The organism is Rothia sp. HMSC058E10 (assembly GCF_001809415.1).
Lineage (GTDB): Bacteria > Actinomycetota > Actinomycetes > Actinomycetales > Micrococcaceae > Rothia > Rothia dentocariosa.
This window is the reverse complement of sequence record NZ_KV797641.1, coordinates 102,566-120,571: the sequence shown is the minus strand read 5'-3', so window position 1 is coordinate 120,571 and position 18,006 is coordinate 102,566. Positions and strand designations below refer to the sequence as shown.

The 18,006-nt window shown below is 50.9% G+C and carries 14 protein-coding genes; 10 read left to right on the top strand and 4 right to left on the bottom strand.

Going from position 1 to position 18,006, the window contains the following annotated elements:
• Positions 1-53: 53 nt before the first annotated feature.
• Entirely contained in the window at positions 54-2,150 is a 2,097-nt protein-coding gene (locus HMPREF2609_RS08875; protein ID WP_239664739.1) for an AMP-dependent synthetase/ligase, read from the bottom strand.
• A 28-nt stretch (positions 2,151-2,178) separates the two neighbouring features.
• Positions 2,179-3,042 (bottom strand): alpha/beta hydrolase, encoded by an 864-nt coding sequence (locus tag HMPREF2609_RS08870; protein WP_048751979.1) that lies wholly within the window; start codon positions 3,040-3,042, stop codon positions 2,179-2,181.
• 339 nt (positions 3,043-3,381) lie between these two features.
• On the opposite strand from HMPREF2609_RS08870, the gene HMPREF2609_RS08865 reads away from it, so the two are divergent.
• Complete coding sequence (locus tag HMPREF2609_RS08865; protein ID WP_013398829.1) at positions 3,382-4,131, top strand: lysophospholipid acyltransferase family protein; 750 nt, start codon at positions 3,382-3,384, stop codon at positions 4,129-4,131.
• Positions 4,132-4,250: 119 nt separating this feature from the next.
• The gene (locus HMPREF2609_RS08860) at positions 4,251-5,612 is read left to right on the top strand and encodes a class II 3-deoxy-7-phosphoheptulonate synthase (RefSeq protein ID WP_013398830.1); all 1,362 of its coding nucleotides are present in this window, start codon (positions 4,251-4,253) and stop codon (positions 5,610-5,612) included.
• 80 nt (positions 5,613-5,692) lie between these two features.
• Here the strand turns inward: HMPREF2609_RS08860 and HMPREF2609_RS08855 are convergent, their stop codons facing one another.
• A complete protein-coding gene (locus HMPREF2609_RS08855) occupies positions 5,693-7,357 on the bottom strand; it encodes a serine/threonine protein kinase (protein WP_070536454.1) in 1,665 nt (554 codons plus the stop codon).
• Between the two features lie 197 nt (positions 7,358-7,554).
• Between HMPREF2609_RS08855 and HMPREF2609_RS08850 the strand changes: the two genes are divergently transcribed.
• Entirely contained in the window at positions 7,555-7,923 is a 369-nt protein-coding gene (locus tag HMPREF2609_RS08850) for an Rv2175c family DNA-binding protein (protein ID WP_004004377.1), read from the top strand.
• A gap of 108 nt (positions 7,924-8,031) precedes the next feature.
• On the opposite strand, the gene HMPREF2609_RS08845 is transcribed toward HMPREF2609_RS08850, so the two are convergent.
• The gene (locus tag HMPREF2609_RS08845) at positions 8,032-9,174 is read right to left on the bottom strand and encodes a polyprenyl synthetase family protein (RefSeq protein ID WP_070536451.1); all 1,143 of its coding nucleotides are present in this window, start codon (positions 9,172-9,174) and stop codon (positions 8,032-8,034) included.
• 168 nt (positions 9,175-9,342) lie between these two features.
• Between HMPREF2609_RS08845 and dinB the strand changes: the two genes are divergently transcribed.
• The 7 genes from dinB (at position 9,343) to HMPREF2609_RS08810 (ending at position 18,002) form a co-directional block, all read left to right on the top strand.
• Positions 9,343-10,677 carry a DNA polymerase IV gene (gene dinB, locus HMPREF2609_RS08840; RefSeq protein ID WP_048751976.1) on the top strand — a complete coding sequence of 445 codons (1,335 nt, stop codon included), beginning with the start codon at positions 9,343-9,345 and terminating at the stop codon, positions 10,675-10,677.
• 256 nt (positions 10,678-10,933) lie between these two features.
• Positions 10,934-11,353: a DUF3040 domain-containing protein gene (locus HMPREF2609_RS08835; RefSeq protein WP_070536449.1), complete on the top strand. Its 420-nt coding sequence runs from the start codon at positions 10,934-10,936 to the stop codon at positions 11,351-11,353.
• Positions 11,354-11,599: 246 nt separating this feature from the next.
• Positions 11,600-12,031: a division/cell wall cluster transcriptional repressor MraZ gene (gene mraZ / locus HMPREF2609_RS08830; protein WP_048751973.1), complete on the top strand. Its 432-nt coding sequence runs from the start codon at positions 11,600-11,602 to the stop codon at positions 12,029-12,031.
• A gap of 86 nt (positions 12,032-12,117) precedes the next feature.
• A complete protein-coding gene (rsmH, locus tag HMPREF2609_RS08825) occupies positions 12,118-13,197 on the top strand; it encodes a 16S rRNA (cytosine(1402)-N(4))-methyltransferase RsmH (protein ID WP_256387767.1) in 1,080 nt (359 codons plus the stop codon).
• Between the two features lie 83 nt (positions 13,198-13,280).
• Positions 13,281-14,258 (top strand): cell division protein FtsL, encoded by a 978-nt coding sequence (locus HMPREF2609_RS08820; RefSeq protein WP_135007633.1) that lies wholly within the window; start codon positions 13,281-13,283, stop codon positions 14,256-14,258.
• A 50-nt stretch (positions 14,259-14,308) separates the two neighbouring features.
• Complete coding sequence (locus tag HMPREF2609_RS08815) at positions 14,309-16,156, top strand: peptidoglycan D,D-transpeptidase FtsI family protein (protein WP_048751971.1); 1,848 nt, start codon at positions 14,309-14,311, stop codon at positions 16,154-16,156.
• Positions 16,157-16,283: 127 nt separating this feature from the next.
• Positions 16,284-18,002, top strand: a complete 1,719-nt coding sequence (locus HMPREF2609_RS08810; protein ID WP_048751969.1) for a Mur ligase family protein — start codon at positions 16,284-16,286, stop codon at positions 18,000-18,002.
• Positions 18,003-18,006: the final 4 nt, after the last annotated feature.

The window sequence follows — 18,006 nt, the reverse complement described above, 5'->3', positions numbered from 1 at the left end:
CCCCAACCTTGGTGAGAACCCCACAGCTTTTAGCCTCTTTTCGCATTCAAGAGCTACGATTCTTCCGAAGAGATTCGTGGAGCTTTTTGTTGTTCTGAATCTCCGTGCACGTGCTCTTTACCATCAGGGTATGTACGCTCTTTATCTGAAGGTGTGGCTCGGACTGGCTGATGCTGAGATAACTTTTCCGCCGCTTGCCCTTTAAACTCTTCAAGACGTTCAGTCGCTTCAACCTTCAGATCATGAAGTTTTTCTGTCTTCTCTGTTTTGAACTCTTGGAGCCTATCAGAAGCTTGCTCGGCGTAGCTTTGCAGACGTTCGAGTTTATTATTAGCGCTTTCCGAAACACGGCTATAGATGTCATCCACATAAGCAGAAAAATCCTGCAGAATCTTAGCCCGTTTGAGCTTTTGAGAAGGTGTTAAATAGCCGTCCGCCTCCGTCAAATCCTTACCCATAATGCGGAATTCGCGAATAGCTTCTGCACGAGATACCAGTTGATTAGCCTCATCAATAATGCGCTGGATCGCGGCGCGCACGGCAGGATGCACGGCGGCCTCTGGCATAGAAAGGGAACGCGGAAGCCCCAAATGCTCAAGCTGATCGGGGAGAGTATCGGGATCGAGAGTAACCAAAGCCGCAATAAAGGGTTTCTGGTCTCCCACGAGCATAGCCTGAGATACCAAGGGAGAAGTTCGTAGATGGTTCTCCGCAGTGCCCGGAATAACATTCTTGCCCCCGGCCGTCACGATGATTTCTTTTTTGCGCCCCACAATTTTGAGGAGCCCTTGATCATCGAAACGGGCTAGATCACCGCTCTTGAACCATCCATCGTCAGTGAAAGACTGGGCATTTTCAGCGGGATTTTTGTAGTATTCCTTCATCACGCCGATTCCACGCAGTTCAAGCTCGCCATCTTCGGCAAGACGGCCTTGAGAACCTGGCAGGAGCGGACCAATAGCCCCGATCTGAAAATTGCTGATGCGCCCGGCAGCAATCGGCGCACATGTTTCCGTGAGACCATAACCCTCAACCACTCGGACTCCTACCGCATGGTAGAAATGATTCAACCGTGGGGAGAGAGGCCCGCCTCCGCAGACTGCGTAACGTAATTTACCACCCATAGCGGCACGCAATTTTGTGTAAACTAGCTTATCGTAGAGTGCATATTGTGCCGCCAACTTGAGGGGGAGTCGTCCAGAAACTTTAGCCTCAGACCAAGCGATGGCGACCTTAACCGCTCGCTTAAAAAGATTTTCGTTTATGGTTCCGCCACGAGCCGCCTTAGCCAATGCTCCCTCATAAATCTTTTCAAAGACACGCGGTACCACCAGCAACATGGTGGGCTTAAAACTATCCAGATCAGCCGCAAGATTCTTGATGGTAGGGGAGTGCCCAACAACAACCCCGGAATCCAAAGCAAGAACCTGAATAAACCTTGCCAGAACATGCGCTAAAGGTAAGAAAATAAGGGAAGAACTACGCGGATTAGCGATCTCCGGCTCCGCGATGCGCGTGTTAAGACTCAAATTAAGAAAGTTTCCGTGCGTGAGCGCACATCCTTTAGGCTTACCTGTTGTTCCAGACGTGTAGACGATGGTTGCAAGCGAATCGGCATGGGCATGTGTGCGTGCCGCTTCAAGTTCGGCATCGGAGACGTCTAAACCTGCTCTGATGAGCATATCCAAATCCCCATTTTCAATGACCCAACGATTTTTAATATTGAGCGGGTGAAATTTATGCGCCTTATCAGTAATCTGAACCAGTTTATCGTTCTCCACAAAAATTGCTTGTGCCTCAGAATGCGATAAGGCCCAGGCAACTTGTGCGGGTGCGTTCGTCTCGTAGATAGGTACCGATATGGCTCCGGCATACCAGATAGCAAAATCTATTAAAGCCCACTCAAAGCGGGTGCGGCTCATAATACCTATGCGATCACCAGGTTTAACGCCATGCGCAATGAGTCCCTTGGCTACAGAAACCACCATGTCATGAAACTGATGTGCGTGAATGTCCTGCCAATTGCCAGGCGACATCTGCCACCGATACAGCACTGGATTTGAGGTGTCGGAGGCATGGCGTTCCACAATACTGGTGAGATTCAACGCTGGATCTACCATAGCTTCTGCGGGTACGGAGACAATTTGCATACAAGGCCTTTCAACGCTGTAGCTTGGATTATGCTTCACAGTCAACGACAAAATCTTGTATCACGGATAAGACAAGTTCCGCGTCGTAGTCTAGAGTCGGCACATGGTAACTGTGAGTCAACCATTTAAAGTTTACCGGTGCTGAGCAGTGTTCTAGAAAATAGCGGTGCGAACTATCTGAGACAACATGATCATGAAGGGAACGCAGATAAAGCACCGGAGCTCGTAGCAAGGGTATCAGCTCACGAGTCTCTCGGCCCAAAAGGTGAAGCTGCCGTACAGAAACGGTAGGAGTTCGCGGATATGCACCTTCATCAACTCCAGGACGGGCAATGTCAGATCCCACAGATTTGAGCGAAGGAAATATAGGGGCAACTCGGTGTGCCACTTTCATCATGGGGTTTACATCCACAAAATAGGGGTTAATGAGCACCATGCCTAGAACATCATGCCGAGCCGCTAAATTGGCAGCAATGCACCCGCCCATAGAAATACCGATTACGATAACCCGATAGCCTGCATTGAGGAGTTTCCAATATCCTTCTTCGACACCGTCAACCCACTCTTTATACTCGGTCGCCACCATGTCTCGCCAGTGTGTGCCATGCCCAGCAAGACGAGGCATCTCAACAGGGTAGCCGAGCTTAATAAAGTGATCTGCTATAGGTCGCATACTGTGCGGGGATCCTGTGAAGCCATGAATGATGAGAATGCCAACATCACCCTCATAGAGTTCACGGTCAGCCGGATGGGAAATAGGATCGTGGTTGAACTCCGACTCTAAAGAGCTTTGCGCACGCATTATTGAGGGCTGGATGGCAAGCTCACGACGCTGACGTGCCTGACGGCGGATGCGGCGAAACGGTTCACCTGCATTCTCGAAAATACTCATGGCATCCTTTCAACAGTACACTCTCACTTTGAGACTTGGAACCGTTCAAGAGTTGAAATAGGTTCGTGGTCAATTATTACCTACAGCTCTGGGATAACACCGTCTGAGCTACGCTAAGAGCGCGAAAACGATAATATTCACAGATAACTATCAGACAAAAGTCACCTCGGCGTCGGGAAAGAGGGGATTTCGGCACGGTACTGCTAAAACCGTTACAATCTAATCACGTAGAGGTTTCGCATTGTTGCCGTCCTCTCGTGATATGTGCTCGCTAACCACATCCGTCATATACGGGTACGCGTGCCTATCCCGCATTTATTGTTTTATGACGGAAGAGCTATGACCCTCGCCTACAGCACCCTCAAATTTCTTAGTACGCCCATTCTGCATAGTCTCTATCGGCATGAGATTATCGGGCTTGAGAACATACCCCAGGGACCGGTCATTATTGCAAGTAACCACCTAGCATTTTGCGATTCAGTTTTTATACCTCTTGCGCTCGATCGCCCTATTAATTTCTTGGCGAAAAGTGATTACTTCACAACATCCGGTGTCAAAGGTCGCGCTATGGCTAAATTTTTTACAAGCATGGGTCAGCTTCCGATGGATCGTTCCGGTGGGGTCAAAAGTCAAGAATCTCTTGCCAGAGGCCTTCGGGTGCTAGAATCAGGCGGCATACTGGGGATCTATCCCGAAGGCACCCGCAGTCCTGACGGGCGTGGCTACCGTCCCAAAGTTGGAGTAGCAAGATTAGCCCTTGAATCTGGAGTTTCCGTCGTACCAGTAGGGCAGATTGGTACGGACCTGGTGCAGCCGCTGGGAACAAACAGGCCGCACCTGCACAATCGCGGACAAAAGATAACGATTCGTACAATTTTTGGAAAGCCGCTAGATTTCTCCAGCAGAAGTCACGAAGCGCATCTTTTCTCCGTACAGCGTGAGATTGCGGATCGTGTAGGTGTAGCTATTCGTGAGCTTAGCGGGCAAGAATATGTTGATGTGTACGCGGATGCGGTGAAAAAACTCATGGCGTCCGACAGCTTAACCGCCGAACAGGCTGTAAACCGTCTGTGTGCAGAGTGCCCATAAACTTATCTAAGACTGCGCCATATGCTCAGATACGGCATTTTAGGAAGGTACAATAATCTTTATCCTTGTAACGCCGCGTCAGCGTGCTGAACCATACAGAAATTCTGGAGTACACACCCATGAGCAACGCGAACCATAACCACCAGCTTGGCGCAGATTACGGGTTGGATACCTGGCGGAATCTGCATATAGATCAGCAGCCTACATGGGCAAATCACGCTGATTTTGACGCAACTGTTGCCGAGCTGAGCTCTCTGCCCCCGCTAGTTTTTGCTGGTGAGGTAGATTCTATGCGCGAACAGCTGGCGGAAGTAGCCGAAGGACGTGCGTTCTTGCTACAGGGCGGTGACTGTGCCGAAACTTTTGAAGGTGCCACAGCCTACAAAATCTCTGGTCGCATCAAAACTCTTCTCCAGATGGCGGCGGTTCTTACCTACGGCGCTTCGATGCCTGTGGTGAAGATGGGTCGTATGGCTGGCCAGTTCTCAAAGCCACGTTCCTCGGATACGGAAACACGTGGCGATGTTACTTTGCCTTCCTTCCGGGGCGAAACCGTCAACGGTTTTGAGTTCACGCCTGAAGCTCGTGAGCATGATCCTAAACGTATGCTGCGCGGCTACCACACCAGTTCCGCCACCCTTAACCTTGTGCGTGCTTTTACAAAAGGTGGCTTTGCAGATCTACGCGCGGTACATCAATGGAACCGCGGGTTTACTTCAAACCCAGCGCATGAGCGATACGAACAAACAGCTGATGAAATCGGCCGCGCCCTCAAATTCATGGAAGCCTGTGGGGTTGATTTTGATGCGCTCAAAACTACCGATATGTATGTGGGGCATGAGGCTTTAGTCCTTGACTATGAAAGGTCCCTCACTCGCATCGATTCACGAACCGACTTGCCCTATGACACCTCAGCCCATTTCTTGTGGATTGGTGAGCGAACTCGTGGGATTGATGATGCGCACGTGGATTTCCTCTCTAAAGTGCGTAACCCCATCGGTGTAAAACTCGGTCCCACAACCACCGCTGAAGATGCACTGGCCCTTATCGATAAACTTGACCCGAATCGTGAACCCGGTCGCCTCACTTTTATTACCCGTATGGGGGCTAAGAATATTCGAGAGAAGCTGCCTCCTATCGTCGCAGGGGTACAAGCTGCTGGTGCACAGGTTATCTGGGTAACCGATCCTATGCACGGTAATACAATTTCCGTTCCTTCTGGCTATAAGACCCGCCGTTTTGATGATGTACTCGATGAAGTTCGCGGTTTCTTCGAGGTACATGATGCTCTCGGCTCATTCCCTGGCGGTATTCACGTTGAGATGACCGGGGATGACGTTACTGAATGCCTAGGTGGCTCAGACGCTATTGATGAAGAAGCCCTAGCTGATCGTTATGAATCTCTTTGCGATCCCCGGCTGAATCACTCGCAGTCGCTTGAAATCGCGTTCTTGGTATCCGAGTATCTCAGGAACCGATAAGCAATCTAGTTTTAGCTTTATGCTGAAGGTCGCATAGAACTTTACAGAGTTTCTATGCGACCTTCGCATATAGGATTACTCTATAATCCGCCGAAAAGCCTGGAAAAATCTTGCCACCAGGCGGCCTGCAGCACTGATGTGGCGAGCATCCAGCCCGTAAAACCAGCCGCCATAAAGAGAACGACCACCACTAATGCGGCGAGGCTCCACGCTGTAGCTGAAGGTGGCTCGGCAAGAGACTCGGTAGGGAATCGAGGATCAAGAATGTGCCGACGTTCGCGCTCCTGCGTTTGAGAAATCCAGCTTTGTTCAGAGTCTAGAGAGGAATTTTGCTCCTGGTTTGCTTGGACAGGAACACTTGAATTCCGGCGATCATATATTCGTTGCGGATCTGCATAGGCAGAGAACGATTCATCATCCAGCTGCTCTTTGGACATAGACTTTTCTTGCTGAGGAACGTGCTGAGTGGAAGGTGATTCTGATCGTGGTACTGGCGATGGCTCTGGTTGTAGCGCGTTATGGAGATTTGCTGGTGCACTAGGGGTTGAAGATGGGGGAGATATTAGGCTCTCGTCGGGACCATGTGGTTCTGGACCAATACCGATATGCCCTTGTTCATGGACAGCAGGGGAGAGAGGGACACCGAAATCGTCAATTACCGAATTCTCTGCATCTACGTCGAGAATCAAATCTACCGCGCTGCCGTACGCGCTAATAGGAGTATCACGCACCATTTGCGCCATGCCGCTGCGCTCAGCAATATCACCCACCTCATCCCAAAGTGCAAACTCGGGAGGCTCAAGATGCGGGGAACGCCATGCACGATCTTTAGGATTCATCCGCTGGGCTATCTCGGATAAAGCAGTGAAAAGTTCCGTGGCGTCCTCGGGGCGTGCATCCGCTTGTTTACGTGTGCACCACCTGATAATCCCCGCTATATCGGGGTCGATTCCCGGAGCTACTTCCGTAATTGGAGGCATCTCAATGTTGGCGTTGTGGTAGAGAACCTGTTGATCGTTGTGTAAACCGGTAAACGGTAAACGACCGGAGAAAATACGGTACATCATAACGCCCAGCGCAAAAATATCCGCTGGAGCACCAACACGTCCTTGCGGGTCTAAAATTTCAGGCGCCACATAGGCGGGGGTACCCATAAGAACCCCAGAGTCATATTGGTCATTGCGGCGCGTAAGACCAAAATCTGCTAACTTAATGCGCCGCTGAGTATCTAAAAGAATATTCCCCGGCTTCATATCGAGGTGAACATACCGATGCGCATGCACCTCTGAAAGCCCCTCAACAACGGGAAGCAAAATTTCAAGACCTTCCCCCATAGACAGCGCTTGGCGAGAGCGAAGGAGCTGGCTGAGCGTACACCCATAAACGTACTCCAAAGCGATATACATAATGCGCTGCCCCTGAAGATACTCGGTACCTGAAGACAACACACCTACTGTGTGACCCCCGCCAATTTTACGCAGAGAGCTTTCCTCACGATGGAATTTTTGCCTGTTCTCCGCTTGTTCGGCAAGTTCGGGCGTAAGCACTTTAATAGCTACGGGATTATTCGACCACAAGTCAGAAGCGTAATAGACTTCACTCATGCCTCCGCGGGCTATCATTCGTCCCATGAGGTAGTGCTTTTCGAGCACTTGACCGGTTAACCGCAGCGGCTGCTTATGATTCGTCTGGGGAGCAGGACCGGGTACAGAGGAACCGGAATTGGGCTGTGGAGTATGACTCATAGTGATAAAAATTTTAGGCGATGCATTTGAATGATGCGACCCTATTCGTCATGTCGGAACCCAACCCTCAGCAGACTTTCAGGAAAGGTGTATACCTGTGATTTAGTCGTAGGCTAGATGAGCACGCTACTTGCAACACACCAGCTTGCGGTACGGAATAAGTGGTAATTGATTAGGCTCTCTGGCACTCTTAAAGGGTGACTAACGAAAATATTGCTCAGACCTTTGCCCTTGTAGGCGAGTGGGTCACTATTCCAGAGATCGCTGAGATCCTCGATCTGAAGATCACTCGCATACATAATCTTCTTTCTGACGGGTCTTTGATAGCCTTGCGTGATCCCGAAACCAACGTGCGTAAAGTCCCCGCACTCTTTTTGAACGGGAACCGCGTCTTGGAATCTTTAAAGGGAACTCTAGTCGTACTCAAAGACTCAGGGTTCAGCGATGAAGAAGCAATCGTCTGGCTATACACGGATGATGACTCTCTTCCTGGGCGCCCTATTGATGCTTTGAAAGACGGACGCAAGACAGAGATCCGCCGTCGCGCACAGGCGCTTGCCTGGTAGAACAAAACTAAGAAGAGTTTTTATCAAGATCGAGTTCCAACGGTACCCGAAAAATATATAGTTATGCGGCGCATCTAACAGCTTGGATGCGCCGCATCACCATTCTCTCTAAGCTTTACGGTGCAGCGCCTTAGCCGCTATCGCGCTGAGCGCGCAGCGTATCGGCTCGGATACCGGCAGCGCATGAAGAGCAGTATCTACAGCTTCTGACTTCTGAGCGATAAGCTCTTCGACATGCTCTAGAGCCCCAGAGCCTATCATAAGCTCTCGGATTTTAGAGATTTGCTGGTTCGTGAGTTCCGGGTTCCCTAAGGCGCCTTCAAGCATCCTGCGGTCTTCAGCAGAGATATTTTGTGTTGTTAGCGCTATGAGAACGGTGCGTTTTCCCTCACGAATATCATCTCCGGCGGGTTTGCCTGTGGCGCCAGGTTCTCCAAAGACACCAAGTTCATCATCACGAAGCTGAAATCCTTCTCCCAGCGGAAGTCCGAAAGCACGATATTTCCCAAGAATCGGGTGGTCTTGATGCGCGATTGCGGTGAGTGCTAAAGCCCCTCCTAAGACGAGTGGGTGCTCACAGGAGTACTTTGCGGATTTGTATTGAATAACACGGTGAGCACGAGCGAGGGCGTTCTCAGGAGCCTCTGCTGGAATAACTTCGGAAAGCACATCAAGGTATTGGCCAGCCATAACTTCGGTACGCATAGTATCGAAGATGTTTCGCGCTTCGGTGCCGGATAAAGCACCTTCTCCGATGGATGAGAACATCTGTTCCGACCACGAAAGGCACAGATCGCCCGCGATGATTCCACCGGTTAGTCCGTAGTTGAAAGTATCGCCCACCCATGAGTTCTGGATGTGCTGTGTTTCAAACTTTTTATGTACTGAGGGCTTTCCGCGGCGTGTATCAGAGCGATCGATAATATCGTCGTGAATAAGAGCCGCTGATTGAAAGAGCTCAAGGGCAGCCCCTGCTCGAATAATAGGGGCAGGAGCCGATCCTTCGAGTATGGAGTCTCCTCCAGCGCCTCGCCATCCCCAATAGCTCAGAAGAGCCCGGAGACGTTTCCCCCCGGAAGAGAGCGACTCGATAGCTTCAAGAAGGGGCAGTGCATCGTGAGATATAGCGGTCAGCAGAGTGCGTTGTTGTGCGAAAAATTCTGACATAGTAGCTTCGACTGCGCGTAGGTAAGCTTCTTGCTCAGACTTAACGCCGTCGCTGAGATTTTCAGGTTTCGGCTGTTCTGCCATGTTTGTGTTCCTTAGGGGAGTGCGCGCGAATACTCCTCTAGAGTAAAGCACCGGTCGATATTTGCGAATATTATAACCTTCCTAAGGTCTGAGGTTTCTATAATATAGAATACAAGTACTAATTATAGAATATATATGCTATTATATTGTGAATTGGGAAGGAGGGGTATGAACCAGCAGCAGGGGCGCGTTGTTATGCATCTTGATATGGACGCTTTTTTCGTTAATGTGGAGCTTCTGGAGAGCCCCGAATTACAGGGTGCACCTATCATCGTTGCTCCACAGGGGCCTCGCGCCGTGGTGTGTTCTTCCTCGTATGAGGCTCGCATATATGGAGTTCGTTCTGGTATGCCCCTTTCACGAGCTCTTTCTCTATGTCCTGCTGCTGTGGTCATGCCTCTTCGCGGTAACTATAGGTATTATTCGCAGGCTGTTATGGATATTTTGCGTACAGAAAGCCCGTTGGTAGAACAGGTAAGCGTGGACGAAGCTTTTGTGGATCTCACGGGTGCAGTTATCCATGGAACGAGTCCTGTAGATATCGCTCAGCGTGTGCGTTCACGAATTGCGGAGGAACTTCATCTACCAAGCTCGGCAGGGATTTCCGTCAATAAACTTATTGCCAAGATGGCTTCGACCGGTAGTAAACCTAACGGGCTATGGGTGGTTCCTCCCGCAAAAGTCCGTGAGTTTTTAGATCCACTTCCTGTCTCAAAGCTCTGGGGTGTAGGGTCTAAAAGTGCTGCAGCCCTCGGTAAATACGGTATTACAACAATTGCTGGTTTACGCGAACTCGACATAAGCTGGCTGCGTGCACGGTTCGGACGAGCTGCTGGAGAACACCTTTGGGCTACATCTCGTGGGCTCGATAGCCGTGATGTTGTGCCCTATCGTGAAGAGAAAAGTATAGGCGCTGAGCACACATTCGGGACTGATACTACGTCGGGGTATGAGATTACAGATGCTTTGCGCTCGCTTTCGTTTAAAGTGGGTATACGTTTGCGCCGTGCACGTAAGCTGGCAGGTTCTCTCAGCCTCAAAATTCGGTATGAAGGATTTGAGACTCATACGAAATCTGTGCCGTTGTCAGTTTCTTGCGATTCAGGTATGGAAATTTATCGGGCATCTCATGCTGCACTGCGCGGGATGGGGCTTTTGGCCTTTTCTGCTGAGCAGTCTCAGGAGTATGCGACACGCGCTATTCGCCTCATTGGTGTTCGCGCCGAAAAACTTGAACGTAGTGAGCTCGGAGTGCAGTATCCACTCTTCGACGATGCAATACTGTTAGATTTAGAGGCAGGTTCTAAACATCTTGAAGATACTGTGGGTGATGATAGATTCAGGCCTGGTGCTTGGAATGGAATCCGCAATGCTCCTGACTGGAGCGCAGTGGAACATACTCTCGATAGTATCCGTCAGAAGTTTACTGATGCAGCTGTTTCTAGTGCTTCTGATCTTTCATATATTCACAAGAGCAGCCCAGAAAAACAGAAAACTTCTTAGGGGAGCGCTCTGGAGTATAGGGGAGTAAAAAGTGGAGGGAATCGAAGGATCTGGGGTAGAAAAATCTGTCCTGAGGTGAATCTTCCCATAAAGAGTGTAAACAAGACCATATTTGGTTAGAGAAGAAAATTTTCACGCGAGCGAGCGGTAGGTATCTTAAAAAAGGATTGCGGGGTAGTATAAAAGCAACGGAGTGTTGTAGGTTTAGGATAGACGAATAAGCACTCATGTCACCGGTTCGTTCAAGGAGAATGAAATGGCACTTTCTGAGCGTGAACAGAAGGTTCTCGACCAGCTCGAAGAACTGATGAGCGCTGAGGATCCACATTTTGCGTCATCAATGTCATCAACGGGTAATACAGCTCCCGTATTTAGTGCCCGACACATGGCTCTCGGCATTTTAGGCGTGTTAGCTGGGTTGGGTATTATTATCGGTGCCGTTGCCTCAAAGATGATATGGCTGGGCATTATTGGATTTATTATTGCTGCCGGTGGTGTTTATTTGGCGACAACAAGTAAGAAGACTCCGGTGGATTCGTTCTTAGGAGACAAGGCGCAGGGAGCAACCCAAGCTCGCCGGAAAGGTGCGGGTTCTTCTGAAAAATCTACAAAGCAGTCGAAGTTTATGTCTCGCCTCGAAGAGCGTTGGGACGATCGTAACCGTGGTGAAAACTAACTTTTGATGATTTAAATTTTACTAATAAGTTTAAAGAAACGTCCGAGAGGGCGAGTGGTTTTTGATAAACCACTCGCCCTCTTTGGCGCTTAAAACTAAGGAAAAGCTGTGTTCTTTCTGAGAAAACTCCTCATGAGGTAGGAATAGTGGAGCAAAATGGAGTAAAGTGGAGGGGAAGATAGTTTCAGGGGTAGACATGCCTAATTGGAGTCGCGGGTATTCCGCTTGTCAGGAAAGGGGTGCCGCATGTTTCTTGGAACATATACACCCCGCCTGGACACCAAGGGGCGCATCATCCTGCCAGCGAAATTTCGCGATGAGCTATCAGCTGGTCTCGTGCTAACACGCGGTCAGGAACGCTGCCTATACGTGTTTCCTGTCGCCGAGTTTGAGCGTATCCACGAAACGATGCGAAGCTCTCCGCTTCCTGGGCGGCAAGCACGTGACTTTATGCGCATGTTCCTTTCGGGAGCTTCTGATGAGGTGCCTGATAAGCAGGGACGTGTAACGATCCCGCCTGTGCTGCGTGAGTATGCAGGTCTGTCGCAAGAGCTGACTGTGATTGGTTCAGGAAGCCGTGCGGAAATCTGGGACACCAAAGCATGGGAAGAATATATGGCACAGACAGAAGCAGAATTTGCGTCGTTGGACGAAGATCCTTTCGCCCCAATTCTGTAATGACTATGTCACCACACAGTTTTGTTGCCCCAAACGTAACCTGTGATCCGCTGTGAACGACCGCTAGAGCTATGGGAAGGAGCATCATGATCGCCGAGTCTCACTCACTTACCGGCGTGGTTGCCCCAACGCACGATGTTTCGACATCCCCCAATGCTGTATCTGGCGACCCTGGATATCGGGAAGGGCTTTTGGGGCAGCTTTCACAACGACAGGCACAGGAACGCCATGTTCCGGTTATGCTCGATCGTTGCCTGGAGCTGTTGGAACCCGCTATTTCGCGCCAGGATGCGGTTGTCATTGACGGGACTTTGGGCATGGGGGGCCATACAGAAGCAATGCTTGAAAGGTTCTCCAACCTAACGGTTATCGGCATAGACCGTGATGCACAGGCGCATGCTATTGCTGCCGAACGTCTGGCACGTTTTGGAAATCGCTTCGTGCCTGTGCACACCGTATATGACCATATAGAAGATGCGATGTCTGCGGCGGGAGTCACCTCTGTAGATGGCGTTCTTCTGGATCTAGGCGTGTCTTCGATGCAGCTGGACGAGCGTTCCCGTGGGTTCGCGTATTCCTATGATGCACCTTTGGACATGCGCATGAACGGTGATGATGAGCTAACTGCCCGCATCGTTGTCAATGAGTACAGCGAGAATCAGCTGCGTCGCATCATCAAAAACTGGGGTGAAGAGAAATTTGCTGCCCGTATTGCCCGGCATATTGTGGAACAGCGAAAGCACGCACCCTTCACCACGACTGGGGAACTGGTAGCTGCCATTCAGAAGGCTGTACCCGCTGCAGCACAGCGCAAAGGCGGTCATCCGGCTAAGAGAACTTTCCAGGCTTTGCGTATCGAGGTTAATCATGAGCTAGAAGCTCTTGAACGGGCGGTTCCAGCGGCTTTGGATGCTCTGAGACTCGGCGGTCGTTTTGTCGCTATGAGCTATCACAGCCTTGAAGACAAAATCGTCAAATGTGCTTTGACCGAGGCTGCTACGTCGAAGGCCCCTAAAGGCTTTCCCGTGGAGCTTGACGAACATCAGCCGACGATAAGAGTTATCACCCGCGGTGCAGAGCCGCCTACAGAGGCTGAAATCGCCGAAAACCCGCGTGCAGCAAGCGCTAAACTGCGTGCCGGAGAAAAAATCAAAGTATCCAGCTGAATCTCTAAGACAGCTTAATTTAACTCTCCCGGCACATCTACCTAATTGGCATAACAACAGATACAGACTTGAAAGAGCAGGATATGACCCCTCCGCAACACTCTCCGAGCGTTACCACTCCCGAAGCGCCGACTGTAACCGGCGTAGAGGAGACGCCCCGCACTGCCAATCGGCGCAGGGGAACTCGGAACGCTAATTTGCGTATTATCCCTGAGCATAAACCTGCTCAAAAACACCCAACGCGCCGGGGTGTACCGGGGCGGAATAAACCTGCGTCAAATGTGAAAAGCCGTGTTTCTCAAATCCAGGTTCCACGTACTTCTGTAACTTCTGATACGCACGCTCGAATTGCTCATCGTGCGCAGAACCGGTTGTCGGAACATGTAACCGCATACGCTGGTCCGCGCACTGGCGGTGCTCAGCATCCGCGTACTATCGGATACCCGGCGAAATCTGCATACCCAGCTCGTTCGATTGCGGCTAAGAGCTCACGAGTAAAAGCTCAGGCTCGGGAGACTCGTCGTGTACCGCTTGCCCTGTCACTGGTACGTCCGCGAAGCTGGAGTCCTGTGGCGTTGGTGGGTGTATTTGTTGCTATCCCGTTGACCTTGGTCTTTATCTTGATGCTCAATATCTTGATCGCAACCCGTCAATACGACCTTGTGGACTTGCGTACCCAAGAGCAAACACTGACCCAAGAGAACCAAGCCCTGCAACAAGAAATTGGGTACCAACAGGCCCCGCAAAACTTGGCGAACCGTGCAAGCTCACTGGGTATGCATGCGACGGATATTCCGGCAACTTTGGATATCAACAGCGGGCAGATTAACGGCACGGCTACTCCTGTAGCGAAGCCTAAAGATGATGCCCCGGGCGCTCGCAACCTCGTGGATGCCCCCGCCGTTCCCAGTCAGGGGAGCCGCGCTTCGACATCTGCAACACCGAGTGCAGCACCGTCTGCATCGGCAGATAAACAGCAGCCGGCTTCGAGTGCGTCTGCTTCATCGTCAGCGTCTGCAAAACCCTCGGCATCCACTAACCCTTCAGCATCTCAACGATAGTATATTGGTGGAGACTGGAACGAACTGTTTAAGAGTTTGAAAGGACACCTTTGAGCTTTCATGAGAATGCGCCCGTGCCGCCCGAGCCTCAACAGCTTGGGCGTCGCGGGTTTGTAGTGGGTGCTTTGGCCACTGGCGGCTTGGCAGCCGTGGGTGCACGGCTTCTCTATCTACAGGGGTTTGATCCACAGCATACTGCCGAGAAATCGCGTGAGAAACGCATGCGCTCTCAGATTGTTCCAGCGGTTCGAGGTCAGATTCTCGATATTAACGGAGTGGTGCTTGCTCGAAGCGTGCAGCGGTACAACATCATTGCGGATCAGACTATTGTTGCTTCGTATAAGCGCTACGATAATGACCGCGATACTAAGAGTGAAATCACTCCAGAACAGTTGGTGTATGAGCTAACCGACATTCTGCATACCGTTGACCCTACGATTACAGACGAGTTTATCAAGTCTAAGCTTGACGGAGACTCAAAATATGCCGTCGTGAAATCAAATGTCACCCCTGAGATATTTCGCCGTATTGATGCTCTAGGAGCCCCGTTCCTTTATGGGGAAGCCATCTCTGAGCGCCTGTACCCAAACGGACCCGTGGGCGGCTCTGTTGTGGGCCGTTACCGCATTGTTGATGAGGCAACCGGTAACGAGAACGAGACGATCAAGAAGAATTTATCTGTAGGTATTGAGCGCGTCTTTGAAAAAGATCTTGCGGGCGTGGACGGTCAGCGTACCTACGAAATTAGTGCCGATGGTGTGCGTATTCCTGTTACTAAAGAAGAGGCGACCGATGTAGAAAATGGGAAGAACGTACGTTTGACCATTAACCAGGACATCCAGTATTTCGCGCAGCAGATTGTCAAAGCGCGTGTGGACGAGCTCAAAGCGGAATGGGGCACCGTTATCGTTATGGATGTGCGGGATGCCTCGATTTTGGCAATGGCCGATTCTACGATGATGGATCCCGGCGCCGAGAAAGTTAAGAACGAGCAGGATACAAGCCCACGCGCTATTTCCCAGGTTGTTGAGCCTGGCTCAACTGAGAAGATTCTGACTGCATCAGCTTTGATCGAAAGCGGCATTACGACCCCTACCTCGGCGTATGATGTTCCGGAACGTTTGGTGATCAACGGGCAAACATTCACGGACGCCTTTGACCACCCCGCACAGCGCCGAACTTTTTCAGGTATTATCACCGATTCAATGAATACCGGAACGGTACTTGTCGGGCAGAAACTCCCCAAGGAAGACCGCTATAACTGGCTCAAAAAATACGGTATGGGGGATTATACGGGTATTGAGCTGACTGGCGAACAGCAGGGGTTAGTAACTGATTGGCATGAGTGGGACGGTCGTCAGGAATACACAGTTTTCTTCGGGCAGGGTATTGCCCAGACCCCTCTACAAACCGCCATGATTTTTCAGGCACTCGGTAATAACGGTGTGAAACTTAAACCGCGCATCGTTGACGCTTTGATTGATGCCGATGGTACGGTGCATAAACGCGATGTGGAACCCGGCACCAGGATGGTGAGCGAAAAAACTGCTGAACAATGTCGAGAACTAATGGAGAATGTTGTACTTCAAAGCCATGCGAAAACGGCCACGGTCGAAGGGTACCGAGTCGGCGGTAAGACGGGTACAGCTGAAGCTCCCAGCGATAAAGGCGGATATGACGGATACACCACATCCTTTATAGGGCTTGCGCCTATAGACAACCCGCAGTTTCTCGTAAGCGTTACTCTGCAGCGCCCTCAGGGCGATGTGCGTAGTGTGGGAGCAACAAGCCAGTTCTCACAGATTATGGAGAAAGTACTGCACACGTATAATGTGCCTAAATCCACCACAGATCCAGTAAAAATTCCTATTTTTGCGGATGGAAAATCTAACGGGTAAGTCACATGCAGTCACCCGACTGTGCAGAACTTATTACAATAGGAACGTACCTTGGCGTTGATCGAGGACGATAACAATAAAAATCTCGGCGGCAAGAAATGCGTATGACCGTCAGGAAAGAAGGATAATGGACAGCGAAACGCGCTTGGCTCAAGACGCTCGTCGCACCCCGCACTTGGGCGGCGATGCGCAGAGTCTGCGACCTCAGAATTCACGAGGGAGCACGGTTACTGAGCTCGTGGAGCATCTAGAGGCCTTAGGCGCGCATCCTGTTCTAGAACATCAAGGCTCTGAAGAAGATGTGCGAGGGATCAGCATGGATTCTCGCGCGGTTCGTCCTGCAGACCTATATGTTGCTCTTCCAGGCGCGAAAGCTCATGGTGCACAATTCGCGCAAAAAGTGCTGGAGGCCCAGGCTCACGCTATCCTCACGGATACTGCAGGCGTTCGGATGATTCGGGAGGCAAATCTTTCTTTAGATAGGTGCTCCCTGCTGGTCTGTGACTCTTTACGTCCTGTTATAGGATCACTCGCCGCTTTGATCTATGGGTCACAAGATCACAAGGATCTGAATCGCTACGCTGTCACAGGAACCAATGGAAAAACGACGACTACCTACATGCTGGAGTCGGTATTCCGAACTGCTCTCAAGGCTAAGACCGGTCTTATCGGTACTATCCAAATTCTTGTTGATGGTGTGAGCGTTCCTTCAGCTCTAACCACCCCAGAGTCTGTTCACGTTCATTCGCTCCTTGCGATTATGGGGGAGTGCGGTGTGTCTCATGCAGCAATGGAAGTTTCCTCGCATGCTATCGACTATCACCGTGTGGATGGTGTAGTTTATAAGGTCTCTGGGTTTACAAACCTCACCCAGGATCATTTAGATTTGCACGGCACCATGCAGAATTATTTTGATTCTAAAGCACAGCTTTTTACGCCCGAGCGGACTGAGCGCGCTGTCATCACTGCCGATGACGAGTGGGGCGAGAAGATGCTTCGCCACGCCCAGATTCAGCTGGGGACCGGTAATGCTGTTCGGCTTGTTACTGAGCACGGCGCGGGTCTAGCCGAGGTCCCGGCTGAGTTCGGTCCGCTCGATTGGGCGGTAACCAACGTTGAACGTGATGGTTTAGGGCATCGTTTTACGTTGGCTAACGGCGCGGGAGACACTATTCCCTGTTGTACCCATCTTCCGGCAGATTTCAATGTCTCAAACGCCGCGCTCGCCGCGCTGATGGTATATATTGGTGCTTCTGAGGAAGAACGCATTATCCTACGACCTGCCCTAGCTGATGGCACGGCACTAACCCCTATAGTGCCCGGGCGTATGCAGCTGATTTCTCTGGCACCGCATACTATTGTCGATTTTGCCCACAACCCTGACGGGCTCACTCGGGCGCTTGAAGCCATGGACCGACCAGGTGGTGGGCGAGTCATTATTGTTTTCGGGGCAACAGGCGAACGCGATCATCTCAAACGTCCCCTAATGGGAGAAATTGCTGCACAGCACGCCGATATTGTGATTGTGACCGATGACGATCCGCACGGTGAAGATCCCGCCCCAATTCGTGAGGCTGTTGTTGCCGGGGCTGAACGAGCTAATGCCGAAGGTGCGCGAGCATCCCAAATCCTTAATCTTGCTCCGCGAGAAGTGGCGATTGCTCGGGCAATTGAACTCGCAGATGCGAGAGATGCTATTCTTATCGCCGGTCGTGGACATGAAACGGCACAGGATGTTGCCGGTACCGATGTGCAACTTGACGACCGCGTGGAGACCGCGAAAGCGCTTGTCTCCAACGACTTCGAAATTCTTCCGGATTATCGACGCATGCTTGAAGAAGCATAAGGAG